23 protein-coding genes and 2 pseudogenes are annotated in these 24,582 nt (G+C 52.3%); 1 reads left to right on the top strand and 24 read right to left on the bottom strand.

Translation table 11 applies throughout. The features are described from left to right. Positions 1-8 precede the first annotated feature (8 nt). The 7 genes and pseudogenes from fliG to L4C36_RS05000 all read right to left on the bottom strand — a co-directional run bounded on the left by fliG (position 9) and on the right by L4C36_RS05000 (position 7,361). On the bottom strand, positions 9-1,049 hold the full coding sequence (gene fliG / locus L4C36_RS05030) for a flagellar motor switch protein FliG (protein WP_428476693.1): 1,041 nt from the start codon (positions 1,047-1,049) through the stop codon (positions 9-11). Beyond that, complete coding sequence (fliF, locus tag L4C36_RS05025; RefSeq protein WP_428476692.1) at positions 1,042-2,787, bottom strand: flagellar basal-body MS-ring/collar protein FliF; 1,746 nt, start codon at positions 2,785-2,787, stop codon at positions 1,042-1,044. Before fliF ends, fliG begins: the two co-directional genes overlap by 8 nt. A gap of 15 nt (positions 2,788-2,802) precedes the next feature. After that, entirely contained in the window at positions 2,803-3,114 is a 312-nt protein-coding gene (fliE, locus tag L4C36_RS05020) for a flagellar hook-basal body complex protein FliE (protein ID WP_428476691.1), read from the bottom strand. Between the two features lie 74 nt (positions 3,115-3,188). Next, positions 3,189-3,356 (bottom strand): annotated as a pseudogene (locus L4C36_RS05015) (helix-turn-helix domain-containing protein); the annotation flags it as partial. A 161-nt stretch (positions 3,357-3,517) separates the two neighbouring features. Next, a pseudogene (locus L4C36_RS05010) lies at positions 3,518-4,679 on the bottom strand (sigma-54-dependent transcriptional regulator); the annotation flags it as partial. After that, on the bottom strand, positions 4,676-5,740 hold the full coding sequence (locus L4C36_RS05005; protein WP_428476690.1) for a sensor histidine kinase: 1,065 nt from the start codon (positions 5,738-5,740) through the stop codon (positions 4,676-4,678). The gene L4C36_RS05005 and the pseudogene L4C36_RS05010, both read right to left, overlap by 4 nt. Positions 5,741-5,894: 154 nt before the next feature. After that, the gene (locus L4C36_RS05000) at positions 5,895-7,361 is read right to left on the bottom strand and encodes a sigma-54 dependent transcriptional regulator (protein ID WP_428476689.1); all 1,467 of its coding nucleotides are present in this window, start codon (positions 7,359-7,361) and stop codon (positions 5,895-5,897) included. 78 nt (positions 7,362-7,439) lie between these two features. On the opposite strand from L4C36_RS05000, the gene L4C36_RS04995 reads away from it, so the two are divergent. Then, positions 7,440-7,574 carry a hypothetical protein gene (locus L4C36_RS04995; RefSeq protein ID WP_428476688.1) on the top strand — a complete coding sequence of 45 codons (135 nt, stop codon included), beginning with the start codon at positions 7,440-7,442 and terminating at the stop codon, positions 7,572-7,574. A gap of 169 nt (positions 7,575-7,743) precedes the next feature. On the opposite strand, the gene fliS is transcribed toward L4C36_RS04995, so the two are convergent. From fliS to flgB, 17 genes are all read right to left on the bottom strand, one after another. Beyond that, a complete protein-coding gene (fliS, locus tag L4C36_RS04990) occupies positions 7,744-8,145 on the bottom strand; it encodes a flagellar export chaperone FliS (protein ID WP_428476687.1) in 402 nt (133 codons plus the stop codon). A gap of 16 nt (positions 8,146-8,161) precedes the next feature. Beyond that, positions 8,162-8,446, bottom strand: a complete 285-nt coding sequence (locus L4C36_RS04985) for a flagellar rod protein FlaI (RefSeq protein WP_428476686.1) — start codon at positions 8,444-8,446, stop codon at positions 8,162-8,164. A 40-nt stretch (positions 8,447-8,486) separates the two neighbouring features. Further along, positions 8,487-9,869 carry a flagellar filament capping protein FliD gene (fliD, locus tag L4C36_RS04980; protein WP_428476685.1) on the bottom strand — a complete coding sequence of 461 codons (1,383 nt, stop codon included), beginning with the start codon at positions 9,867-9,869 and terminating at the stop codon, positions 8,487-8,489. Between the two features lie 28 nt (positions 9,870-9,897). After that, on the bottom strand, positions 9,898-10,410 hold the full coding sequence (locus L4C36_RS04975; protein ID WP_428476684.1) for a flagellar protein FlaG: 513 nt from the start codon (positions 10,408-10,410) through the stop codon (positions 9,898-9,900). A gap of 69 nt (positions 10,411-10,479) precedes the next feature. Beyond that, positions 10,480-11,628, bottom strand: coding sequence for a flagellin (locus tag L4C36_RS04970; protein ID WP_428476683.1), 1,149 nt, complete (start codon positions 11,626-11,628; stop codon positions 10,480-10,482). A gap of 281 nt (positions 11,629-11,909) precedes the next feature. Next, positions 11,910-13,076: a flagellin gene (locus tag L4C36_RS04965; RefSeq protein ID WP_428476682.1), complete on the bottom strand. Its 1,167-nt coding sequence runs from the start codon at positions 13,074-13,076 to the stop codon at positions 11,910-11,912. A 254-nt stretch (positions 13,077-13,330) separates the two neighbouring features. Continuing rightward, positions 13,331-14,521, bottom strand: a complete 1,191-nt coding sequence (gene flgL / locus L4C36_RS04960; protein WP_428476681.1) for a flagellar hook-associated protein FlgL — start codon at positions 14,519-14,521, stop codon at positions 13,331-13,333. Positions 14,522-14,536: 15 nt separating this feature from the next. Then, on the bottom strand, positions 14,537-16,414 hold the full coding sequence (gene flgK, locus L4C36_RS04955) for a flagellar hook-associated protein FlgK (protein ID WP_428476680.1): 1,878 nt from the start codon (positions 16,412-16,414) through the stop codon (positions 14,537-14,539). A gap of 214 nt (positions 16,415-16,628) precedes the next feature. Further along, positions 16,629-17,684, bottom strand: a complete 1,056-nt coding sequence (gene flgJ / locus L4C36_RS04950) for a flagellar assembly peptidoglycan hydrolase FlgJ (RefSeq protein ID WP_428476679.1) — start codon at positions 17,682-17,684, stop codon at positions 16,629-16,631. 37 nt (positions 17,685-17,721) lie between these two features. Beyond that, positions 17,722-18,783 carry a flagellar basal body P-ring protein FlgI gene (locus tag L4C36_RS04945; protein ID WP_428476705.1) on the bottom strand — a complete coding sequence of 354 codons (1,062 nt, stop codon included), beginning with the start codon at positions 18,781-18,783 and terminating at the stop codon, positions 17,722-17,724. Between the two features lie 42 nt (positions 18,784-18,825). Next, positions 18,826-19,581, bottom strand: a complete 756-nt coding sequence (flgH, locus tag L4C36_RS04940; RefSeq protein ID WP_428476704.1) for a flagellar basal body L-ring protein FlgH — start codon at positions 19,579-19,581, stop codon at positions 18,826-18,828. 33 nt (positions 19,582-19,614) lie between these two features. Continuing rightward, a complete protein-coding gene (gene flgG, locus L4C36_RS04935; RefSeq protein WP_428476678.1) occupies positions 19,615-20,403 on the bottom strand; it encodes a flagellar basal-body rod protein FlgG in 789 nt (262 codons plus the stop codon). Positions 20,404-20,422: 19 nt separating this feature from the next. Then, positions 20,423-21,172: a flagellar basal-body rod protein FlgF gene (flgF, locus tag L4C36_RS04930; RefSeq protein ID WP_428476677.1), complete on the bottom strand. Its 750-nt coding sequence runs from the start codon at positions 21,170-21,172 to the stop codon at positions 20,423-20,425. 290 nt (positions 21,173-21,462) lie between these two features. Beyond that, entirely contained in the window at positions 21,463-22,887 is a 1,425-nt protein-coding gene (gene flgE, locus L4C36_RS04925; protein WP_428476676.1) for a flagellar hook protein FlgE, read from the bottom strand. Between the two features lie 23 nt (positions 22,888-22,910). Further along, on the bottom strand, positions 22,911-23,624 hold the full coding sequence (gene flgD, locus L4C36_RS04920; protein WP_428476675.1) for a flagellar hook assembly protein FlgD: 714 nt from the start codon (positions 23,622-23,624) through the stop codon (positions 22,911-22,913). 19 nt (positions 23,625-23,643) lie between these two features. Then, on the bottom strand, positions 23,644-24,060 hold the full coding sequence (flgC, locus tag L4C36_RS04915; RefSeq protein ID WP_428476674.1) for a flagellar basal body rod protein FlgC: 417 nt from the start codon (positions 24,058-24,060) through the stop codon (positions 23,644-23,646). Positions 24,061-24,063: 3 nt separating this feature from the next. After that, complete coding sequence (gene flgB / locus L4C36_RS04910; protein WP_428476673.1) at positions 24,064-24,459, bottom strand: flagellar basal body rod protein FlgB; 396 nt, start codon at positions 24,457-24,459, stop codon at positions 24,064-24,066. Positions 24,460-24,582: the final 123 nt, after the last annotated feature.

Below are 24,582 nucleotides of genomic sequence, written 5' to 3'. Positions count from 1 at the left end.
TCAACGGTTTATAAGAACTCATCCGCACCGCCTCCCGTGAGCATGATTTCACCGGCATCCGACAAGCGACGCGCCACAGACAGAATTTCTTTCTGCGCGGCTTCCACATCCGCCACACGGATCGGGCCCATGGCTTCTAAGTCTTCTTGCAGCATTTCTGCCGCACGCTTAGACATGTTACGCAGGATCTTCTCACGTAACGTGTCATCCGCCCCTTTCAGTGCTTTCTGTAGCAGATCTTGCGGCACATCACGCAGCAAGATTTGAATGCCGCGATCATCCACGTCTGACAGGTTGTCAAACACGAACATCAGATCTTCAATTTGGGTCGCCATATCTTCGTCATTGTCACGGATCTGATCCATCAATAGCCCCTCAACATTGTTGTCGAGGTAGTTCATGATTTCGGCTGCCGCCTTCAGGCCGCCCATCTTGGCCGCTTGCGCACCGGCTTGACCGGCAAACTGTTTCTCCATGATGTCATTCAACTCATGCAATGCTGCTGGCTGAACTTCTTCCAGATTGGCAATTCGCATCATCAAATCCAGACGCACACGCTCAGGGAACTGTGACAGAATTTCTGCCGACTGTTCCGGATCCAGGTAGGACAAGACAATGGTTTGGATCTGTGGGTGTTCGTTATGGATGATGCTGGCCACCTGACGCGGATCCATCCATTTCAAGGAATCCAAGCCACGCGAACCGGTTCCCATCAAGATTTGATCCACCAAGTTATTGGCTTTGTCTTCACCCAATGCCGCAATCAAGGTATTACGGACGAAGTCTTCGCTGTCCATCCCGATCCCGGTGTATTTCTGAATGTCTTCGAGAAAATGGCGGTGTACCGCCGAGACTTTTTCTTGGCTGAGATCGCTCATGGAGGCCATGACGCCCCCCACGCGTTGCACTTGTTTCGGCTCAAGATGGCGAATAATACTGGCCGCATCCTGCTCGCTGAGGCTCAGCAGCAAAATCGCGGACTTTTCCGCCCCACTCAGTGTGGCCAGATCAAACTTTTTTGTTTCTGTGGTTGCGACGTCATTAGCCATCTTCGTTTACCCAACTTCTTACAACTTGTGCGGCGAGATCCGGCTCATTGGCCACCAATGCACGTACCGCTTTCAATAAATCTTCATCTCGGTGAAGGTTCGGCAGATCCATATTGTTGCTGCTCAGCTCCAGCGCATCCACACCATCCAGCTCACCCCCCAACAATTCCACACCGTCCCCACGCGCCAATATCGGTCGGCCATGTTCATCCAACGGCGTGCCGTCAGCCGCTTGGTTCGGGTACAGTAATTTACGCATCGCCGGACGCACCAAGACCAACATGATCACCACAATCACCAGTGCTGCCGCCAGCCAGCGGACCCAGGTGTTGAAACTTGGGTGTTCCCATACTGGCAGATCGGCCATCGCTTCTTGCTCTGGCACTGCAAACGGCATCGAAACCACTTCCAGCATGTCGCCACGGGCATCAGAGAAACCGACACCACCTTTAAGTAAGCGGCTGATTTTCATCAACTCAGCATCACTGATCGGCACACGGGTCGCTTCACCGGTTTCCGGGTTCACCACGGACTTGTAGTCAATGGCCACAGACACCGTTTGACGCTGCACCGTACCGGTTTGTGCCCGCTTGTGACGGATAGTGGTGTCTAATTCAAAGTTACGGGTCGATTCACGGTGCACCGAGCCATTGTCGCCGCTTTTCCCCGATTGCAGTTCAGCCACATCTTGCGGGATAGCACTGTCTGATGGCGGTTGGTTACTCAACGCCCCCGGAATGCCGGCCACGGTTTTACCGTTGTTATAATCTTCTAACGTGAATTCACTGCGGGTTGACGCGGTTGTCGGATCGTACTGCTTATGGGTTTCTTCCACGGCACTGAAATCCATCGCCACATCCACCTGCGAGGTGTAGTTACCCAAGCCCAAAATCGGGATCAGGATGGCATCAATTTTTTCCCGCAACGCCTGCTCTTGTTTGCGCTCAAGCTCATACTCTTTGCGCTGCGCGGTGGCACTCGCATCTTCGGTACCGGAACTGAGCAAGCGGCCATGCTGATCGGTGACGGTCACGCGCGTGGGTTTTAGCCCCGGCACCGCCGTGGCCACCATGTCGACAATCGAATCCACTTCTTGCTGACCGAGCGCGCCGCTGGCTCCTAAGGTCAGAAAAACCGTCGCGGTGGCTTCTTGGTTATGACGCACAAACACGCTTTGCTTGGGCATCGCCAGCAACACCTGCGCTTTGCGCACTTGGCGGATCTGCTCAATCGCACGGGCCAACTGGCGCTCACGACTCAGCTTTAAACGTTCTTGCTCAAGACGTTGAGAGACCCCAAAGCCCATGTCTTGCAGCAAGATGTCATCCCCTTCGACGGTACGTTCATTCAATCCGGCACGGGTCAGCTCTAACTTCACCGAGGCGTAGCTATCGGCTGGCACGCGGAGCGTATTCCCTTCTAGCGCGTATTCAATTTTCTTTTGGTCAAAGTGATCTAAAATCGGAATCAGTTCAGCGGTTTCATATGTCCCTAATGGGCGCATTTCCGGCTCTTTGATCCACGACACGACCAACACGATCAAGGCCACACAGATCGCGACTGACAGCACCAAAATCACCTGACGCAGAAGATCCAAATTCCCCAGCATGCTGTCCACACGCGACGGATTTTTCTCTTCTGCTTCCGGTTGGAGGGCGAGATCATTGTCGGCCACTGTCGCTGCAGACGTGTTGCCCGCAAGCGCGAGTTCGTTGTTGTTAGTTGAAGGATCTGACACTCAAGTATTCCTGCATTAAACCGGCATGTTCATTAGTTCTTTGTATGCTTCGACCATTTTGTTACGGACTTGCACGGTGGCTTCAAAGGCCACGCTGGATTTGTTGCGCGCGATCATCACATCTGACAGGGACACACTGCGATCCCCTTGATCAAAGCGTGTCGCCAAATCACTCGATTGTGCTTGTATGCCATTCACCGATTTAATCGCATCCCCTAACAGAGCACCGAAATCCGCACTGACCTGCTGGCCAGTGGCCGGGCGTGAGGTATTGGTTGCTTCCAGCTTCATGGCCTGCAGCTCGGCTTGGAGTCCATTAATGTTCATTCTGCGTGTTACCTCGGCATAGGGTTATGTGCAGCCGTACCACAAAGGCACAGCGGTAAGCATGATTGTGCGCACTAGACTGAGATATCGATCCCAGCATCTCGCATCTTGGCTAATTTGTATCGCAAAGTTCGAGGGCTAACCCCCAGTTTTTCCGCAATATCCTTGCGTCGCCCTTCACAGGCACGAATGGCGTCTAGAATAATCGAAAACTCTTGTTCTCGCAGCTCATTTCCTAACCCATCCCCCCCTGTTGGCACACTGCCTGTCACCGGTTCGGCGACAGCAGGCACAAAGGGTGATCCTGCTGCAGAAAATGACGCCGCCTCTGACGCGACAGCCACCGCACTCAGCTCGGCCTCACCGCGCTGTTGTGCTACCGCTAACTGCGGAGAGACGGCCTGTTCCACCGCGTGCTGTAAACCACCGGCATCCAACCAATCCAACCCTTCCAACAAAATGTCACCGGTACTGATCGTGGCGCCATTGCATAAAATCAACGCACGCTGTACCACGTTGTCCAGCTCGCGCACATTGCCCGGCCAGCCATATTGCTGCAATTTGATCACCGTTTCCGCTTCCAGTGCGGGTACCGGTAAGCCTTGCTTCATGCAATGGCGTTCCAGCAGATAATGGGCTAACGGGGCGATATCACCTGGGCGTTCAGCCAAGGCGGGCCATGTCAGTGGGAATACATTCAGGCGGTAATACAAATCCTCGCGGAAATGACCTTCACTCACGTACTGCTTCAAATCGCGGTTACTGGTGGCCAGCACCCGTACATCGAGTTTGATGCTTTTGCGGCTGCCTAAACGCTCCACTTCTCGCTCTTGCAGGACACGCAATAATTTCACTTGCAGGCTTAACGCCATTTCGCTGATCTCATCAAGCAAAATGGTGCCGCCTTGGGCTTGTTCAAACTTGCCCGGACAGGCCTGAACGGCGCCGGTAAATGCGCCTTTTTCGTAACCGAATAGGGTCGCTTCCAGCATATTTTCCGGGATCGCCGCACAGTTAATCGCCACAAATGGCCCCTCACGGCGCATCGAATGGCTGTGAATATAACGCGACATCACTTCTTTGCCTGAGCCACTTGGCCCTAGCACCATCACATTGGCGTCGGTTTTCGCCACTTTCTCTGCCAATGCCAGTAATTTCAGCGATTTTTCGTCCGCCACTACCGCATGGCCAATTTCGGTCTTCACGGGCGCGTAGCGACTGATCATGTTCAACAACACTTCGGGTGCAAATGGCTTGGCCATGTAATCAATCGCGCCGTCTTTCATCGCAGACACCGCATCTTCTATGTTGGCGTATGCGGTCATCAACAAGACCGGCAGTTTCGGCCAGTGGTGTTTAATGCTGCGCAGCAGACACAAGCCATCCATGCCGGCCATTTGCACGTCGGATACCACGATGTCGACCGCTTCCGCTTTAAGCAACAGCAAGGCCTGTTCGGCACTGTCGGCTTCCAACCAGTCATACCCCGCTAAGGCAAGGGTATCGATCAGGGCTTCACGCAATCCTTCGTCATCTTCAACCACCAATACGCGGCTCTGGTTCATGGTGTTACTCCCATCGTGGTGTCTTCGGTGTGGATCGTAGCCGCACAAGCGACAGGGGCCGCTTCGGGAATGCTTAAGGTAAAGGTGGCGCCTTCGCCCAGTGTGGATGTCACATTCAGCTGGCCTTTGTGCGCATGCACCACCATCTGTACCACCGCGAGCCCCAGGCCTGTGCCTTGCTGTCGGGTGGTAAAGAAAGGTTCGAGAATTTTTTGCTGCATCTCAGGCGCAATGCCTGGGCCATTGTCAGTGACGGCAATGTGTACCCAGCCCGCTTGCACGCTCAGTTGCAAGCGGATCTTCGCCTGTTTGCCCGCCATTTGGATCGCATTGGTGATCAGGTTACTGATCGCGCTGGCCAGCGCATTGGCATTGCCCAGCACGGTCACCGTTTCATCATCACAGTCGATGCTGAAATCCACATGGCTCGCCAACACTTGGGCTTCCACCATGCGCTCAACCTCGTTAAGCAGGGTTTCCAAACTAAACGGCGCGACCACTTTATTGTCACCGCCTTTGGCAAACAGCAGCATGTCATTCACTTGCTTTTCCAAGTCATGCAGCCTGTCCACTAACTTGGTTTGAAAGCGTTCACGCGTCGGCTGTGTCAGGTTCGGGGATGACAAATTCGCGGCGTACAACAAGGCACTCGACAGCGGGGTACGCACTTGATGTGCCAATGATGCGACCATGCGGCCTAATGACGACAAACGTTGCATGTCACTGATCCGCGACTGCAATAAACGGGTTTCCGTCATGTCGGTAATAAAAATAAGCTGACCACGGCTGGAAGCGGAGATCGCCAGTTTGACTCGGCGACCATTGCGCAATGACACTTCATGACCATCATCGTCACGTGGAGCAAACGCACGCTGGATCACATCAAACCAACGGACACCCGTTAACGGTGCGCCAAGCAAACGCAGGGCTTCTGGGTTGGCGTCACACACCACACCGGCAGAATCAAGAAAGATCACCCCTGATGGCATCACATCCAGTGCTTGCTGATAACGCGATACTTGTTGGTGCAGAGAGACTAACGAGGCGTGGTTGTCATCCATGTGTATCCTGATAATGCAAAAAATGCTATAAAATCGTCATTAATAGACGATATAAAGCATTTTTCGTGCCAATAAAAATTACTGATTATCAGTGAGTTATGGAGTATAGCGGGAAGGTGACGGCGTCAAAAAAATGACACCGTCAAAATAGTACTTAACGCAGGGCTTCTTTGCTTAAGCCGTATTTACGCATTTTTTCGACCAGCGTGGTACGACGCATACCCAGCATGTCAGCCGCACGGGCTACGACACCGGTTTGCGCTTCCAGCGCCTGACGGATCATGTCGACTTCCAGTTCAGCCAACATTTCTTTCAGGTTCAAGCCTTCGGGCGGTAGATCGCTCATGTTCACGGCTTCTTCCAACGCGACCGCGACGGCAGGCTCACAGGCAAACATGTCGGCCAAGGCACCACGCTCTTGCTCTTCCAGTGACAGGAACGAAGTTTCCGGCTGGAAGGATGGCATATCCGAATAACGGTACTTCATTGGCAGGTGATTCACGTCCACCATTTCGCCTGGATAGAGAATGATCAAACGCTCCACCAAGTTGGCCAATTCACGAATATTGCCCGGCCAGTTGTGCTCCATCAAGGATGTGATCGCACGCGGTGTGAAGTAAATCGGCTTCGCGCCTTCTGCTTCCATACGTGCCAACAATTCTTGCAGCAACAACGGGGTATCTTCAATGCGCTCACGCAGAGCAGGCATTTCGATTGGGAACACATTCAAGCGGTAGTAAAGATCTTCACGGAACACGTTCTGCTTGATCATTTCATCCAGATTACGGTGTGTCGCAGCCACAATGCGAACGTTCGCCTTGATAGTGCCACTGCCCCCAACGCGCTCGAAGCAACGTTCTTGCAGTACGCGCAGCAACTTCACCTGCATGGACATCGGCATATCACCGATCTCATCCAAGAACAGGGTACCGCCTTCTGCCAACTCAAAACGGCCTTTACGGGTTGAAATCGCGCCCGTGAACGCCCCTTTCTCGTGACCGAACAGCTCGCTTTCTAGTAAATCGGGCGGGATAGCGCCACAGTTCACAGGGACAAACGGGCCTTTACCACGGGAAGAATGGTAATGAATGTTACGCGCGACAACCTCTTTACCCGTGCCTGATTCACCCAAAATCAGTACGCTGGCATCGGTCGCGGCCACTTGTTCAATCAAGTGACGGATCTGGCTGATGGCCTCACTGCGCCCCACCATACTGCGGAACAGGGTGTTTTTACGGCTCAGTTGTGGCACTTGGAACGCACGTTTACCTTGGTACTCCTGACAATGGCGCAATGCATCCATCAGTGGGCTGTAGGTTAACGGCAAATCGAGGTTGCCAACATAATTGGGAAAGCCTGCCAACTCACTGTCGTGGTTCGATAAGGCAATCACCGGAATGTGGTGATGAATACGTAAGTAATCCAGAATACGACTCAGTGATTTACCCGTACTGATCTGACCCAGTAAACAGGCACTCCACTCGTTTTCCCAGAGCGTACTGTCGACCTCGGAGCCTGAGATAACTTGATGTGATTCACCCATAAAGCCAAGAATGACACTAAGGTCATGGCGGTGATTAGGATCATCATCAATAACGAGGGTTTTTGCTAAACCTTGCATAGGAAAGATATTGCCTGCCTTTATAGGTGTTTTCTATTCTGTGGCGTTACATCATCTGAATAGTGCGAGTGATGCGCAATGCACAGTCCTTGTGGTGATGTCACAGTAACCGAATTCTTTTTATATGATCTCAACCGCCTGATGGCGACAACCACAGACGATGCGTTTGCATTATTCGCCCATGACGAGATCCGATTTGGTTTAGCATTGTAATAAATGCTCACCAGAAGGCAACTGGGGACAACCAAAAGCTGTGACCCCAGTACAAAGGAAGATGCTTACTCTGGGCGATATGGTGAAAATATAGCCAATTGATATCCTCAGACTTTCATCATCGCGGGAGTGACATCTCACAATTTATAATGCCACGGCGGGGATGAACTTATCCCAACTGTGTCATGTTGTGAAATTCCGCGGGGATCTGATCCCACGCTGATTTGATTTCACGCAACATACCAATCACATCATCCAGTGGCTCTGTCGTATTTTCACGGTTTGCTTTGTAGATCTGGTGGATCATGAAATCGTACAAGGCATCCAGATTCGCGGCGATGTCACCACCATCTTCCATCGACAAACAGGTACGCAGGCTGATCACGATATCCAGTCCTTTACCGATGCGCTCCCCTTTAACCGCGATGTTGCCTTGCTCCATCGCCGCTTTTCCCTGGATCAAACGTTCAATCGCCCCTGCCATCAACATGGAAATTACACGATGGGGGGATGCTGATGTCAGTTGGCTGTCTACCGACACACGTTTATACGCTTGAAGCGAGCCTCTCATTGCCATTTTTTATAACCTATCGAAATTTATTGTACATCTGTAACGAGCGTTGCCCGTGTACTAAGCGTTGCATTTGCTGAGCTGATTGTTCGCGATGGTGCTGTACGTGCGCCATCAACTGAACGGTGCGGTCAATTGCCGCTTGCCACTGCACTTTTTCAAGCCGCGTGGGATCAGCCTGTAAGTGTTGCAACACCTGCTCTCGCTGATCGAGCAGGTGTTCAAGTAAGGGTGTATCCACCTCGCCAACATGCGTCAGTAAGGTCATAAGTTGTTGGTCAAGGTGCGCGAGTTGCTGCATGTGACGTTACTCCGTCTCGTGTTCGGGCATTTAACTATGCTTAACCCGGCATCATGCTCATCATTGAGCTCAGCTGGCTTTTCATTTGCCCCATCGCATTGTCCATGGCCGTGAACTGATCATGGGTACGCTTTTGCACACTTTCCATGCGGCGATCCAACGTGGCCTGATCGCTGTTTAACTGCGACACCTGATCATTGAGGCTATTCTGGCGGCTTTTAATGCTGCCCGTAATGCCGGTATGCGCATGGATCAACTCTTCAATTTTACGGGCAAAGCCATCTTGACGGTTAAAGAAGGCGCCGACATCCGTGAAATTTTGACTTAGCTGGCGATCCAACAAGTCATAATCAATTTCCAACCGCCCTTCCATGGTGCTCATCACCCCCAATTCACTCAGGGTTTTGACCGTGTCCGGCGCACCGGCAACCGGGCTGGAAAACGCATTACGTAGCTGGTTATCCACCGAACGAATAATGCTGTCGCCCACCAACGGGCCTTTCTCTTGGGTTTCGGGATCAAATTTCCCCAAGTCTTGCGCCGTGGTATAGAACTGGTTGTACGCATTGACGAATTGTTCGATGGCGCCGCCGACCGCATTGCGATCGTAGGCCACCTCCACGGTCACCGTGTCTTTGACTGGCTGACCGTCTTTTTCCGACGTCATGGCCAGCAAATCGAGATCGACCCCTTCAATTGCATCTTCAATGGTATTGGTGTCACTGGTGACTTCGGCGATACCATCAATCAATACTTTGGCATCGGTGGCCGCTTGCATCTGTGTCATGGGGTTAATGTCGTTATGACGATTAAACCCAAACTTTTGCAGCGTACTGTCAAACGGCGCGTCGACCCGTACTTGCACCTGATTGGCTTCCCCGCTTTTATCGGCGGTTAATACCAAACGGGCGCCCACATCGTCTTTGATCACCGCCGCCATGACGCCTTTATTGGACGGATGGCGGTTGATCAAACGCACCACATCCAGAATATCGCTTTCGTCTTTGGGGATCTCGACATCAAACATGGTGGTGCCCAGTGACAAAGACAGCGTGCCTGCACCCAGCGGTTTCTCGTCATTGAACGGGCCAGAGACAATTTTATGCGCTTGCGCCAATTGCTCGACCTTCACATTGTATTTGCCCGGCAAGGCTTCATAGCTGGCCGTCGCATTCAATATGTCGCTGTTGTCTGTACTGACGGTACGGGCTGACAAGGTATGGTTACTGCGAAAGTCAGACATCATGTATTTCATGTCGTCGAGCGATGCTTTCAGCTTGCCATAAGCACTGATACTGACATCAATATTGTCGCGCTGACGGGTGATACGCGCTTCTGTCGGCGCACGTTCCGCATCCACAATGGTTTTCACCATTTTATTGATGTCTAAGCCTGACGCCGTTGCGGCGGCTCCTATGTTCATGAAATGCCTCTTGTCACTGCCGTTATGCCTACACTTTCGTCGTCACCAGCCCGCCGGAATGATTCACCAATTGGCGTGACAGCGCGAGCATGTCTTCATCGGGAAGCTGGCGTACCACATCACCGGTGCTTTTATCATAAATGGTCACGGTATGCTTACCGGACGCTTCATCGATCCGAAAAGCTAACCCTTTGTTTATCGTCGAACCGACAAATTCTTCAATTCGCTCAACCACTTTTTCTAATGCTTCTCGCTGCTGCTGACGTTGCTGTTCAACATCATGACGAGATTCTGCCTGACGCGCATCGTTCACACTGTGTGCCAGTAAGGGCTTTGCTGTCGACGGGGCGGAATTTGATGGCGCAGAAGCTGCCATGCCACTGCTCACGGTGTGCGTTGCACGCGCAGTGACGCTGTTTACGCTCTGGGAACCGTTTGCACTGATTGTATTGCTAGCAACATCTGTGCCAACAGGGGTTTGAGAAGCAGAGGGGGACGTAAGAGGAGGAAGTGAAGACGGAGAAATTGGGGTTATTTCCATATTCTTTCACCTTCTAACAACGTGAAACGGCAAGGGAGACGGGCGCCCTTGCCGTTATCATACTGCGGATTAACCCAGTAGGCTCATCGCCGCTTGCGGCGCTTGTTTCGCCTGCGCAAGGATAGACGTTGATGCCTGAGATAGGATCTGGCTCTTCGTCATTTGCGTGGTTTCTTTCGCGAAATCGGTGTCACGGATACGGCTGTTAGACGCAGACACGTTCTCGTTCACGTTGTTCAAGTTGTTAATGGTGTGGCTTAGACGGTTTTGTGACGCACCTAGGTTCGCACGGTCTGAGTCAATTTGCTTCAGGGCGTTATCCAGTACGGCTACCGCTTGCTGAGAACCACCGACAGATGACACGTCGATGTTCTGTACAGATGCACCGCCTGCGCCCGCTGCTGCGTTCGTCAGACCCAATGCAGCCACTGTTTTCGCGCCTTCAAAGTTGATCGCTTTGTCAGATTCAGTCACAACTTGCAGTGCCAGACCTTTGGTCACGTTGCCTGCTTCATCCGTTGTTTCTACGGTCGCAACAGAGGCGTTCACGCCGTCAACCGCACCGTTGATCTTGGTCGCTAGCTCTTCAAGGTCGTCGCCCGCTTTCATTTCAACTTTGGTGCCGTTGATTTTCAGATCTTCGGTCGCCAACTCTGCAGACACTTCCCAATCAGAGCTTACGCCCACAGTGCCTTTTGTTGCGGTGCTGTTCATTGCATCAGCACGTAGATCGCTCATGGTCAGCTGTACTGCTTCACCTGAGTCTGCACCCACCTGAATAGAACGGCTACCGAACGTACCGTTGATCAGCTTCGTACCACCGAAAGAGGTGGTTTCTGCGATACGGTTCAATTCGTCTTTCAAAGACGTCACTTCGCCTTGAATCGCGTCGCGGTCTTCTTTTGAGTTCGCGCCGTTCGCAGACTGTAGAGACAGGTCACGCATACGCTGTAGGATGCTGGTTGATTCCTGCATAGAACCTTCAGCCGTTTGCGCCATTGAGATACCGTCGTTCGCGTTACGTACTGCTACGTCAAGACCACGGCTCTGTGTCATCAAACGGTTAGAGATCTGAAGACCCGCTGCATCGTCTTTTGCACTGTTGATTTTGCTACCTGTTGCCAAGCGCTCCATAGATTTTGCCGATGCATCAGTTGCCTGATTCAGGTAACGCTGAGCGGTCATTGCAGAAACGTTAGTGTTTACGGTAACTGCCATAATGTATCTCCTTAAATCTTCAAAATGGCTTGACCAGCCCCGCCGGTAAAACCTCGATATTCTTTATACAGGTTCTGTAACGGCATGCTTTCAAAAACCTTTAAGACTTTTTTTTGAATTTTCCCACAACCACTGAAAACAGCGTCAATCCCGTTCTCAAGAACAAAAAAAACGGCAAGAGGTTGCCCCCTTGCCGTTTCTGTTTGCCTCTTTGCCTCATCGCCAACGGCGAGTCAGCCAAAGCACACTCTCTATTGCGCTACTTGGCGTAATAGCAGAGATTACTGCAACAGACTCATTGCCGCCTGTGGCACCTGCTTGGCTTGCGCCAAAATGGAGGTACTCGCCTGCTGCAAAATCTGACTCTTGGTCATCTGCGTGGTTTCTTTGGCAAAATCAGTATCACGAATACGGCTATTTGATTCCGATACGTTTTCCGATACGTTCGCCAAGTTGTTAATGGTGTGGCCCAAACGGTTTTGCTTCGCACCGAGATCCGCACGCTGGCTATCAATGTATTTCAGCGCGGCATCGACAATGCCCACGGCTTTCTGTGCGCCGCCCACGGTGTTCACGTCAATGTCTTGTACTGTTGTCGCGCTACTGGTACCCGCAATCATGCTGGTTGCTGCACTGGCCGGGTTGTTCTTGTCTGCCAGACCGGTGGTCATCACCGTGGTGCCATCAATCACAATCGGCTCATCGCCTTCAGAGAAGATTTGCAGCTCGCCTTTTTCTGTTACTGACGCAGACACGCGATCGGTCTGGCCGTTAATGCGGGTCGCCACTTCTTCAAGATCATCGCCTTTTGGCAGATCAATGCTGATCTTGTTTTCGGGTTTACTGGCATCGCCCACCGAAAATACAATCTTATTGCCCGCACCGGTTTCCCAATCTGGCGTGGCTTGGCCGGCACCTTTCACCAACTGGCCGCCCATTTCGTCATAGTCACCACGCACACTGGTGATCCCCATGATAATGGCTTCGCCCGAATCGGCACCGATCTGGAAAGCGGCTTCTCCAAAGGTACCGTTAAGCAATTTACGGCCACCAAACGCGGTCGTTTCGGCGATACGGTTCAGTTCGTCTTTTAACGAGGCCACTTCGCCTTGAATGGCTGAACGATCTTCATCGGAGTTTGCCCCGTTCGCAGACTGAAGTGATAAGTCTCGAATACGTTGCAACACGTTGGTGGATTCCTGCATCGCGCCTTCAGCGGTTTGAGCAATGGAAATACCGTCGTTAGCATTGCGCATGGCCACGTTTAAACCACGAGTCTGTGCCACCAACCGGTTCGAGATCTGCAGGCCAGCTGCATCGTCTTTTGCGCTGTTGATCTTACTGCCGGTCGATAGACGTTCCATCGACGTATTCAGATCACTGGTTGCCTTACTCAGGTAACGTTGCGCAGTCATGGCAGACACGTTGGTATTAACAGTTACAGCCATTTTGCTCTCCTCTGATTTCCGCCCATCGGCGAAATCACCAACCCGTCACCATCAGAACGCTTGAAAAACAAGGCGGTGGGGTCAGCGATACAATAAATAATGTCGGCAAGGTGTGTCCGTTGCCGCCTAATAGCGACTGACAAGCAAGCTCTATGCCAAAAGTAAAGGACGCTATCGCCATGACAGATATCACCACCGCGCATATCGCCCTAATACATAGCGATTACGTTGCTCATCCCTTTCATATTGTCCTGTTAGATATAATTAAACAGGTTCAAATCTTTGGTTTTGGCAAAGGCTTGTTGCGAGGCTTGCAGCGCCGTCATGTTTTCATTCAGTTCAATCACCGCGCTGGCGTAATCGAGATCTTCCAGCGTACCGCGCGCCTGACTCATCACTATCTTGAAATCTTGATGCATGTCTTCTTGGCGATCCAAGGTTTGTAAGCGGGTACCAATTTCCGAGCGGGCACGGTTAATGTGCTTGAACCCTTGTGACAATTCCGCTGACACCTGATGCAACTCGGCGGTCGCACTGGCATCGGACACTTCGCTATCGGCCAAGGCGATCCCACGCTTGAACGCATCAAACACATTCACCGTGTCTTGTCGCGCCAGGCTGATGCTGTCACCGGGCTTGATTTCCCCTTCCACTTTCACCGCCAAGGTGCCAAATTGGATTCCTTCGCGCGCATCATACGCCGCGCGACTGACCAACTGATCATCCCGGAACAACTCGTAATTGGTGCCGTTACCGGATGACGAAAACGCAATACGGTAGGCCGAAGGATCGCTATCGTTACTGTTGGTTGCTTGCGACAGCAGCAGTAACGAACCACTTTGCAGATCGTACTCTGGCTGATAATCGCCAAACGGGTTCGGCACATCCATAAACAGCTTGTCACCGGCATCGTTCACCGGCACAGAAACCGACGGCCCGACTTGTGCCATGCGTTGGTAACTGTCGCCGGCATAGGTGACACTGCCGGTGTTATCGCGAAAGAACGGCTGTTTGTCGTATTGGTTACCGGCAAACACATAGTTGCCGGATTCGTCTTGGCTATTAACCTGATTCATGAAGGAATCATACAGACCTTGCAGATCTTGCTTATGCGCCAGACGGTCATCGCCCGACAAGGCACCGTTGACCATCATCATGGATTTACGTTTGGCTTCATCAAGCAAATTTTCCACCTCGGTGATCGCCGTCTCTTCGTTATCAAGGCGGTTACGGGCCAGTGTGATGGTTTTAATCGACTGGTCGATCTGGGTGTTTTGCTGATCGAAATTCTGGATATAAATAGAGGCAACAGGATCGTCACCGGCTGTCAGCACGCGCTGACCCGAGGCAAGTTGCTGCTGATTTTCCGCAACCCGCACCTGCTGACGATTCATGTCATTGGTGACAGATTGGTAGTGATGAAAACTGGCAATACGACCGATCATACGGGGTCAGGCTCCTTAGCGGGCTACGTTAAGTAGGGTGTCAAACGTTTCATTGGCCACGGTCATGATGCGCGATGACGCCATGTAGGCTTGCTGAAATTTCATCATGTTTGCCGCTTCTTCATCGAGGTTCACCCCCGAGATCTCCGCGACACGGCTGGCCGCCGCTTCTTTTTCGACATTGCCCACGTCTTTCAGACGGGCTGCCGAGGCTTTTTGCACCCCCATTTCGGTGTTCAAGCCTTGGTAGACATCCAGCACACTGGCGCGGCCTTCATCCATAATTTTGGCGCTCTGCAACGCCTGCATACGCAGCAAGTTACCGTTGTCACCTTGAGCGGCGCGCAGGTTCACGGCAAATACATCGCCACCAGCCGCCCCGCCCGATAATGTAAACGCGGTGCCGTTGACAGCTACTTCACCGCCCGGTGGGTAAGGAGCAGGATCCTTCAAAATGCCGCCTTTCATATCCAGTACCGCGTACTGGCTGGCATCTGGCGAGATCGCCACTTGAAATTCGTTCAATGGGCCACGCTGGGTCACGGCAAAATCGGCCTGTCCCTGTATTTGCGTGGCAGAGCTTAAATAACTTTGGGCAGCAATTTGGCTCGGATCCTTGATGGCCACACTGATGTCAGCGGCACCGGTACGGGTCGGGCGCAAAAGAATTTGTTCTCCGGCACGTAACGGGGCATCCATTTCAACGCGGAAACCATCCACCGTAAACGCAGCGGGATTGCCACTCGGCATGATTTTCTGACGCTCACCGTCTGGCGTAACCAATGCATGCTGGCTACCGTCAAACGACAGAGAATATTCGCCCTTTTTCAACGCGTTCAAATCATCAATATACACTTTCACATCGGCGGTTGAATTCGGCGGTAACACCACGCGAGACGCCGCCAATGTCGGATCATTCATATCTCGGAACATGACGGCACCCACTTGCCCGTTCAAGTCCATCCCCTGCTGCTGCAAGCTATTCACACTATGAGCAAAACCCATTGCCATGCGGCCAATTTCGTCTTGTGCATGGGTTAGGGTTTCATCGCGAAACTGAAATAACGCCGCCATTTTGCCGCCAATGCCATCATTACGGATGGTCTTTAACGACTGGCCTTCCTGAATCGCCAATTGGGTTTGCTGGGTGTCCGGCTTGCCGTTCACCATACGCAATTCACTGGCTTCGGTGCCCGAGACCAAGGTGTGACCACTGCCGATCATGATATTGAAGGTGTTGTCGTTCTTGGGCGTCACGCTCACCTTGGTGTATTCAGACAGTTCATTGATCAACGCTTGGTGGCGATCCCGTAAATCGTTATTCGTCGATGGCGATTTGATCAAGCCATCGTGCACATCCACCAGCTCTTTGGCGATGTCATTCACGCGGTTCAACGTGCGCGACAGCACTTCGCTGGTCTCTGACTTTTGACGCGCCAGCACGCTGTAATTCTCGTTCAACCCCGCCGCCACCAGCTTGGCTTTTTCCATCACCACTTTGCGCGAACCCATGTCATTGGGTGAGTCCGACAAGGCTTTCACCGCGTCGTACCAATCGTTCATGTCTTCCGGGATTTTTTTGGCACTGTTGGACAACATGTTATCCAACCGGCCCAATTGTGTGTCCCGCTCGTTGGCATAACTGAGGTTGGTGGTAGTCAGGTTCAGCTCATTACTGGCAAATTGATCGTAACTGCGGCGAACTTCTGCCACATGCACACCGGTGCCGTGCTGATTGCCCCCCCACCAAATCGGATCATTGGTCTTCTGCTCCACCGACTGGCGGCTGTACCCTTCAGTGTTAACGTTATTGATGTTATGACTGGTCGTATTCAGCTGTCGCTGTGCGGTTAACAAACCGTGCGAGCCCATATTGAGCAAGTCAAACGCCATAAAGCCCCCTGAAGGTTGAGAAAAAAGACAATAACGGAAAGAGGTTAAGCGAAAATCGTGCCAAGATTGGAAGAGCGGATTTAAGAGCGGTCCGAGGGCCCTAAGATCCTATGGAAAGAGCAAGGACGGAAATGCTTGCATCTCGAATGAGGAGCGGCATCCTATCAGCAGGACCAAGAGCCGCTGATACTTCGGATCATAGAACCATAGGGCCTCAGGACCGCTCTTGTTTATCCATATACCCTTTCACGGAATCCATCACACCAATGATTTTATCGGCGTATTTCGGATCGGTGGCGTAGCCAGCTTGATGCAGGTTACGGATAAACTGCTTAGGATCGGCCGGTTGCGCTAACGCATCGCCGTAGCGCGGGTTGTCATGCAAGAAGCGCACATAATCATTAAAGCTGTCTTGGTAATTGGCGTAAGCACGAAAGGCGGCTTTTTCCTGTACGGGGATCCCTTGGTGGAATTCCAACGTATTCGTGGCCACCTTGCCGCCGTCCCAGCGGGGATCGGCTTTGATGTTAAACAGGTTATGGCTTGAACCTGCGGCATTTTTGATCACCTTTTTGCCCCACCCGGTTTCCAGTGCAGCTTGGGCGATCAATACTGCCGGATCAGTGCCTAAGGCTTTAGCGGCCTTCTTGGCAAACGGCGTCAGGCGGGCCACAAAGTCTTTCGGGGAATCAAACACCGGCTCGGCCTGACGTTTTTCCACTGCCGCAACCGGCGCAGAAAAGATCGAGGCAAAATCCACACCCGCCTCACCCGACAGCGCCTTTAACACCTGCCCGTTTTGAATGGCAGCGTCATTGTCTGTATCCGTCGATCGATTAACGGCGGCATGTTTACTTGCTACGGGCGCTGCTTGAAAAATCTGTCGAATCTCGAATTCATCGCTCGCACGCTCGGCAGACAGCGCAGATTTAGCCTTATCGCCTTCACCCTGCATTGCCGCTTTTTCTTTTTCACCACCAAGTTGCTCGACAATCAAATCGGCCAACCCCAAGGAGCCTGAGCTACTCAGTTCACTGGCCATCTGCTCATCATGCATCTGTTCAAAGAACTTACTGTTACTGCTGCTCATTAAATCCGATTCAAAGGCTTCGTTGGCCTGTCGCATCGACTTAAACAACATCTGGGTAAAAATGGCTTCAAACTGCTCAGCCGCGGCTTTCAGCGATTCCCCTTGGTCGTTACCGATGCCCGCACGCAAGCGGTCAAGGTTAGCCATATCATGGATAAAACCGGGCGATGTGGTTTTCATACAGCCTCAATCAACGTCAGTAAATTCAATGCACACATTACAAAATAATCAGCTGGCCTTCGATGGCACCGGCTTGTTTCAGGGCCTGCAAAATGGCCATCAGATCGGACGGCGCAGCGCCCACCTGATTCACCGCACTGACCAATTCATCCAAGGTCACGCCCGGTTCAAATTTGAACATGCGTGATTCTTCTTCATTAACCTGCACACTCGAATTCGGTAACACCACGGTTTTGCCGCCCGAAAACGCATTCGGTTGGCTGGCACTGAAGTTTTCTTTGATCGACACCGTCATGCCACCGTGGGTGATCGCCGCAGGACGCAGTTTTACGTTCTGGCCGATCACAATGGTACCGGTCCGGGAGTTCACGATGATCTTGGCCGCACCCGCAGCCGGATCAAATTCCAGGTTTTCAATGGTGGACAAAAATGCCACACGCTGGCTCACATCACGCGGGGCGCGCACACGGATCGAGGTGGCGTCTATCGCGGCGGCCATTTGCGGCCCCAAGAAACCATTGATCGCGTCAGACATGCGCTGTGCCGTAGTGAAATCGGATTCAAACAGGTTAAACGTCAGGTAGTCACCGCGTGCGAACGGATTCGGGATCTCTTGTTCAACAATGGCACCGTTACTGATCCGTCCCACGGTCGGGGTATTGCCCACCACTTTGGAACCGTCAGCACCGGTGGCCGAGAAGCCGCCCACCATCAAACTGCCTTGGGCCACGGCATACACTTTGCCGTCCAAACCTTTCAAGAAAGTTTGTAGCAAGGTACCGCCGCGCAAACTTTTGGCGGAGCCCAACGACGACACGGTAATGTCGATGGTCTGGCCTTGCTTGGTGAACGCCGGCAAGGTGGCGTTCACCGCAACAGCGGCAACGTTCTTGGTTTTCGGCTTGGTGCCCGGCGGCAACTGAATACCGAAGTTTTGCAGCATGGCATTGAAGCTTTGATCGGTAAACGGCGTGGTTTCCCCCGTTCCCGGTAAGCCCACGACTAAACCGTAACCCACCAATTGGTTGCTACGCACACCGGCCACTTGTGAGACATCTTTGATCCGTGCGGCTTGCGCCGATCCGATCACACACATCATCACGGCGCCCAACAAAAAGTGCAATTTCACGCTGTTGTCCTGTTAAATACTGACGTTGAAGAAGCGAGACAACCAGCCTTGCTCTTGAATATCTTGTTGCTCACCCGTGGCAGAGTATTGGATCCGCGCATTGGCCAAACGGGTCGATAGCACGGTGTTGTCCTGATCAATGTCATCCGGACGTAACGTGCCGCTAACTCGGATGTACTCTTCACCGGTATTCAGCATCAGCCACTTTTCACCGCGTACCAGCAAGTTACCGTTCGGTAACACCTCAATCACTTCCACCGTGATCGAGCCTTGCATGCTGTTGCTTTGATCGGCCGAGGTACTGCCGGTAAAGGAGTTAGCATTGCTCATGCCGTAAGACAGGTTACGATCACCAATGGTGACGTCTTTGCCCCCGAGCATCACAGGATCCATCGACAAGTCAGTGGATTTATCCAGATCAGCACTGGCGCTTTTTTTCGCCTGGGTGTTTTCTTCCAGCATGATCGTTACGATGTCGCCCAAGCCGCGCGGTTTGGTATCGTCATACAGATCTTGCATGTAAGCGGTACTGAACAGCGAACCGGTCGCTGTCGCGTAATGCTCTGGCTTTTCTGGCGGACGAATTGGCGCCCACGCGGGGTCCCCGGCTTGCGGGTCTTCACGGCGACGCAATTTATCCACCAAGCCATCATCGGGGTGTGTATTCCCTTCTACCGCATCCACCGTGGTGGTGCCCGCGACCACGTCTGACCCTTCATCCGGCGTTTGCGCGCAGCCCGTCATGAAAGCGGCAAGGGCGATCAACAGTGCCCAATGGTTATTTTTCACAGTCATTACTCGTTATAGCTGCTGGTTCACGTAGCTCAGCATCTGATCCACGGTCGAAATCACTTTGGAGTTCATTTCGTACACGCGCTGGGCTTCGATCATATTGACCAGCTCTTCCGTCACGTTCACGTTTGAGGTTTCCAGCATGGATTGACGAATAGAGCCCAATCCCGCTAAGCCGGGGACGCCTTCCTGCGGATCGCCGCTGGCACCGGTCGGCAAGAACAGGTTCTGACCTACTGGCTCAAGGCCGCCTGGATTGATAAAGCCCACTGTGGTGAGCTGACCCAATACCTGGTTTTCTTGCTGACCACGAATACGCGCCGACACTTCACCATCAGTACCGACCGTGATGCCAACCGCATCTTCCGGTACCACGATTTCAGGCTGCAGCACATAACCGGAACCGGTGGTGACTAACTGCCCGTCCCCATTCAGGGTGAACTGACCGTTACGGGTGTAGCCCATGTTGCCGTCAGGCATCAAGACTTGGAAAAAGCCTTCCCCTTCGATCATCATGTCCATCGCGTTATTAGACGTTTGCGTGTTACCTTGGGTAAACACTTTCTGCGTGGCCACCACTTTCGAACCCGCCCCCAGCATCAATCCGGTCGGCAGTGTCGTATCCTGCGTCGCCTGACCACCCGGCTGGTTAATGTTCTGGTAAAACAAATCCTCAAACACCGCACGACTTTTCTTAAAGCCCACGGTCGAGGCATTCGCCAAGTTATTAGAAATGGTCGAAATATTGGTTTGCTGGGCGTCAAGGCCGGTTTTACTGACCCATAAAGCTGGATGCATCTGAATTTCCTTTTATCGGTTAGCCTAAACGCAGCAATGATGATGACGCGGCATCCATTTCTTCTGCGGTTTTCATGAGTTTGACTTGCATTTCAAAGTGACGCTGAAGGTCGATCATGCTGGTCATCTCCCCCACGGCATTCACGTTACTGCCTTCCAAGGCGCCTGTCAGCAAGCTGACTTCCGGTGACGCATCGTAAGTCTCACCGGGTACATTGGTCTTAAACAGGCCATCGGTATCTTTAAACAGCGATTTGTGGTTTGGCTTAACCAGTTTGATCTGATCAATCGCTTCCATCGCTTCCGGTGGTGCGCCCTGTGGCAACACGGACACCGTGCCGTCTTTGCCGATTTGAATTTTGCTGATTGGAAGAGGAATAAAGATCGGGCCGCCGCTGTCACCCACCAGCAAGTTACCGTTACTGTTTTGCAGCAGGCCGGTTTCGTCAATTTTCAAATGACCCGCACGGGTAAAGCTTTCTTGACCGCCGGCATCCAACACGGTCAACCAGCCATCGCCTTCAATCGCCACGTCTAAGTCGCGGCCCGTGGTCATGACTGATCCTTGCGCAAAGCTTTGCCCCGGACGTTCCGTCATAGCAAATACGCGGCTCGGTAAACCTTCGCCATACGCCTGCATGCTTCGGGCTTGTTCGAGATCTGCGCGAAAACCGGTTGTTCTTACGTTGGCAAGGTTGTTGGCGTGTACTTGCATGCCATACATGTCTTGCTTCGCGCCACTCATGGCCAAATACAAAGCACGATCCATTATTGACTCTCCAATCACTGTCTGGTGATTTTTAAGCAATAATTATGCCACTGCTAGAGGCTCGCCACGATTCAAGGCGTTATTGATAAAACGATGAGAAATGCCATGAAAGGCGCTGTGATGACAGAAAGAGCGCGTCAGTATTTTGACAGTCGAATAGAAAGGAGAGGAAGGCAGACACCGAAGAAGAAGATAAAACACGCAGCCCTCTTCTTTCCGCCAAGAATATGACAACAAGAGGGTGCGATAGCGACCGTTCGGCAGACGGCGCCATCGCGCAGCAACGCCGATTAACGGATTTGCAAAATGGTCTGTTGAAGCTGATTACCCACTTCCAGCGCACGGGAGTTGGCTTGGAAGTTACGCTGTGCAGTGATCAAATCCACCAGCTCTTGCGTCATGTCGATGTTGGACTGCTCCAGAGAGCCACTCTTGATCGAACCAAAGGCACCCTGAGTCGCTTCGCCCCACATTGCGGCGCCGGAATCTTGGCCAGATACCCACTGCGTACCCCCTTTCGACACCAACCCTTGCTCGTTCGCCACACGCACCATGGCCACACGGCCAAGGGTGACGTTCTCACCGTTACTGTACGTCGCAACAATGGAACCTTTACCGTCGATGTCGACTTTGGTCAAGAAGCCGGTGGTCGCGCCATCTTCATTAAAGCGGCGAATTTCAAACGGTGCCGCGTATTGCGTCGGCTGATCAAAATTAATGTTCAGGGTTTGCGCCATGTCGGCACCGTTCATGTTCAACCCCGCACCGCCTTGCGCTTCACTCGTGCCTAACGCTTGCGTGATGATCGGGTTACCGTTGTTCACGGATTTTACCGAACCGTCGGTGTTAAATTCAATGAAGTGACCCTGATGACCGGTACTGCCCATCGGACCAAACGCTGCGCCAGACGCCACTTCACCATCCCCTTCCGGTGTCATGTTGATGTCGAGCGCTTTCTCGCCCGTCGAGTCGGTCACGGTGTAGTACACCGCCCAACGGTTTTCTGCACCCTGACTCTTTGCACCTTCCATCGGCTGACCATTGGCATCCAACGGCATTGCTGCCGCGTCTCCGCCGTTGTCTTTCACGTAATACGAGGTCATTTTGTACGGCTGACCCAGTGAGTCATACATGGTCACCGAGGTGGATTTGTTATAAGAGCTCGGATCGTTAAAGTCAAAACGCGCCGGATCTTTTGCCGGTGCCGATGCCGGTACGTTCACACCGATATTGATGTTCTGTGATTCACGCGGTTGACCGAACTGATCCGGTACCACCATGGCTTGTGCTTCGTAAGAGCTGACCTGATCCGTGCCTTGATCGACTTGATAACCCAGCAGGTATTGGCCGTCTGAGTTCACGACCTGATTGTCTTTGTTCAGGTGAAAAGCGCCGTTACGGGTCAAGTTGTTGTTCTGTGGCTGCAATTTGTCATCGGCCACGGCAAAAAAGCCGCTACCGGAAATACGCAAATCCATCGGGTTATTGGTGTAAACGCTTGAGCCTTCGTGGAACTGCTGTGCGACTACCGAGGTTTGCACACCGCCACCGGTGGTGGTTTTGGCGTTCGAGAAAATAGAGCTGGAATACACATCGCCAAATTCCGCACGTGACTCTTTAAAGCCGTACGTGTTGGAGTTAGCGATGTTGTTACTGGTGGTGTTCAGATCTTTCTGTGATGCACCAATACCGCTGAGTGAAACGTTAAAACTCATGGGGTCATTCTCCTACTGTCCGATTAGACCTGGCCGACTTCAAGTACGTCGGACAGCTTGAATGGCGAGTTAAACCCCGCCAGGTTTAGCATCACACTGCCGCTGCCATTGCCCAGCAGCACACTGTTCACGTTGGCATAGGTGGAGACATCAAATTCACGATTATCACCGCCCACTAAGCCCGCCACTTTCAAGGTGTAACGCCCTTCCGGCAACGGATTGCCACTTTCGTCTTTGCCGTCCCAGTCAATGCGGTGCTCACCCGGTGGTTTCGCGCCCATATCGAAGGTTCTCAGTAGCTGACCTTGTTCATTTTCAACACGTACCATCATGTTGTTCACCGCTTCAGGCAAACGCACCATGCCAGCCATGCCGCCTTCAGCCCCTTTCACAGAGGTTGAGCTTGGGATCAACACATCACGACCCACCAATGACGAGGCCTGCAATGCTTGGTTCGAGGTCATCGCGGAGTTCAGGCTACCGAACTGTTCGTTCATCTGGCTGATACCATCCACGGTGGCGAATGACGCCATCTGGGCGATCATCTGATCGTTACCCACGGGTTTAAACGGGTCTTGTTGTGCCAACTGCTTGGTCAGCAGCGACAGGAAATCTTCTTGCTTAAGCTCATTCTGCCCGGTCGCTTTCTGGGTTTCCTGTAGCTTTTTCTCTTGCATCCCCTTGAGTTGGTCAAGATAGGACAGGCCGCTTTGACCGGCGCCTTGAATACTGGTCATCACTGAGTCTCCTTAATCCTTATTTGCCCATCTGCAAGGTGCTCATCAGCATTTGTTTGCTGGCATCGGCAACTTGAACATTACTTTGGTATGAACGGGACGCGGAAATCATATTCGCCATCTCTTCCATCACATTGACGTTCGGCTTGTAAATAAAGCCTTCGGCATTGGCCAGCGGGTGATCCGGGTTGTACTCAGCACGCAGCGGTTTTTCACTTTCTACGATGCCTTTCACTTGTACCGGTACACTGTCTTCACGCTGGTAGCTGGCACTGTCGAGCGCCGCAGCAAAAATCGGGTGACGGGCTTTGTACGTTTCATTGGCCGAACTGCTCACGCTGTTGGCGTTCGCCAGGTTACTTGAGGTGGTATTCAAACGTACCGATTCCGCGCTCATGGCAGAGCCGGAAACATTAAAGATATTAAACAGACTCATGCATTATTGTCCTTTCAATGCCTTGCTCAGGTTTTTAAACTTTGAGCCAAGAAAATCGAGCGACGCTTGATACTCAATCGAGTTCTGCATGAACAAGTTCTGCTCGAGTTGGGCGTCTACGGTATTGCCGTCACCGGTATCCGGCTGGGTGGGTACGCGGTACTTCTGCTCACCCGACACCTGTGTGGAGGCAGAGATATGCCGACCATTGGTGCGGCTGAGGCCAATGTTTGCCCCTGACGTTGCCGCATTCAATGCGCGTTGAAAGTCGATGTCTTTTGCCTTGTAGCCCGGCGTGTTGGCGTTGGCCATATTACTTGCCAGTGTTTCCGCACGTTTAGCACGGACACCTACGGTATGCTGGTGCACACCCAATGCTTTATCAAAAGAGATGGACATAAACTGCCTCCAAAATTCGTTATCGATTTAGAAGCAAAGGTTGTGCCAGTTTTATGGAAGAGGAACGAGTGGCGAGTCAAAAGGGGCGAGGAAGAGCGGAAAAGCAAGAAAAACAGGGACTAG

This window comes from Photobacterium japonica, from assembly GCF_050337005.1.
In the GTDB taxonomy this organism is placed as follows: domain Bacteria; phylum Pseudomonadota; class Gammaproteobacteria; order Enterobacterales; family Vibrionaceae; genus Photobacterium; species Photobacterium japonica.
The sequence above is the reverse complement of the archived record's forward strand: the minus strand, read 5'-3'. Positions and strand labels throughout refer to the sequence as shown.

Excerpts from the sequence above, each read along its gene's own strand:
- fliG (WP_428476693.1), bottom strand. The coding sequence starts at position 1,049 with ATGGCTAATGACGTCGCAACCACAGAAACAAAAAAGTTTGATCTGGCC.
- fliE (WP_428476691.1), bottom strand. The coding sequence starts at position 3,114 with ATGAACATTAATGGACTCCAAGCCGAGCTGCAGGCCATGAAGCTGGAA.
- L4C36_RS05005 (WP_428476690.1), bottom strand. The coding sequence starts at position 5,740 with ATGGATGACAACCACGCCTCGTTAGTCTCTCTGCACCAACAAGTATCG.
- L4C36_RS05000 (WP_428476689.1), bottom strand. The coding sequence starts at position 7,361 with ATGCAAGGTTTAGCAAAAACCCTCGTTATTGATGATGATCCTAATCAC.
- L4C36_RS04995 (WP_428476688.1), top strand. The coding sequence starts at position 7,440 with ATGCACAGTCCTTGTGGTGATGTCACAGTAACCGAATTCTTTTTATAT.
- fliS (WP_428476687.1), bottom strand. The coding sequence starts at position 8,145 with ATGAGAGGCTCGCTTCAAGCGTATAAACGTGTGTCGGTAGACAGCCAA.
- L4C36_RS04985 (WP_428476686.1), bottom strand. The coding sequence starts at position 8,446 with ATGCAGCAACTCGCGCACCTTGACCAACAACTTATGACCTTACTGACG.
- fliD (WP_428476685.1), bottom strand. The coding sequence starts at position 9,869 with ATGAACATAGGAGCCGCCGCAACGGCGTCAGGCTTAGACATCAATAAA.
- L4C36_RS04975 (WP_428476684.1), bottom strand. The coding sequence starts at position 10,410 with ATGGAAATAACCCCAATTTCTCCGTCTTCACTTCCTCCTCTTACGTCC.
- L4C36_RS04970 (WP_428476683.1), bottom strand. The coding sequence starts at position 11,628 with ATGGCAGTTACCGTAAACACTAACGTTTCTGCAATGACCGCTCAGCGT.
- L4C36_RS04965 (WP_428476682.1), bottom strand. The coding sequence starts at position 13,076 with ATGGCTGTAACTGTTAATACCAACGTGTCTGCCATGACTGCGCAACGT.
- flgL (WP_428476681.1), bottom strand. The coding sequence starts at position 14,521 with ATGATCGGTCGTATTGCCAGTTTTCATCACTACCAATCTGTCACCAAT.
- flgK (WP_428476680.1), bottom strand. The coding sequence starts at position 16,414 with ATGGCGTTTGACTTGCTCAATATGGGCTCGCACGGTTTGTTAACCGCA.
- flgJ (WP_428476679.1), bottom strand. The coding sequence starts at position 17,684 with ATGAAAACCACATCGCCCGGTTTTATCCATGATATGGCTAACCTTGAC.
- L4C36_RS04945 (WP_428476705.1), bottom strand. The coding sequence starts at position 18,783 with ATGATGTGTGTGATCGGATCGGCGCAAGCCGCACGGATCAAAGATGTC.
- flgG (WP_428476678.1), bottom strand. The coding sequence starts at position 20,403 with ATGCATCCAGCTTTATGGGTCAGTAAAACCGGCCTTGACGCCCAGCAA.
- flgF (WP_428476677.1), bottom strand. The coding sequence starts at position 21,172 with ATGGATCGTGCTTTGTATTTGGCCATGAGTGGCGCGAAGCAAGACATG.
- flgE (WP_428476676.1), bottom strand. The coding sequence starts at position 22,887 with ATGAGTTTTAACGTTTCACTCAGCGGTATTGGTGCATCACAGAAAGAT.
- flgD (WP_428476675.1), bottom strand. The coding sequence starts at position 23,624 with ATGACCAGTATTCAAGGCGCCGGTCAAAGCGGCCTGTCCTATCTTGAC.
- flgC (WP_428476674.1), bottom strand. The coding sequence starts at position 24,060 with ATGAGTCTGTTTAATATCTTTAATGTTTCCGGCTCTGCCATGAGCGCG.
- flgB (WP_428476673.1), bottom strand. The coding sequence starts at position 24,459 with ATGTCCATCTCTTTTGATAAAGCATTGGGTGTGCACCAGCATACCGTA.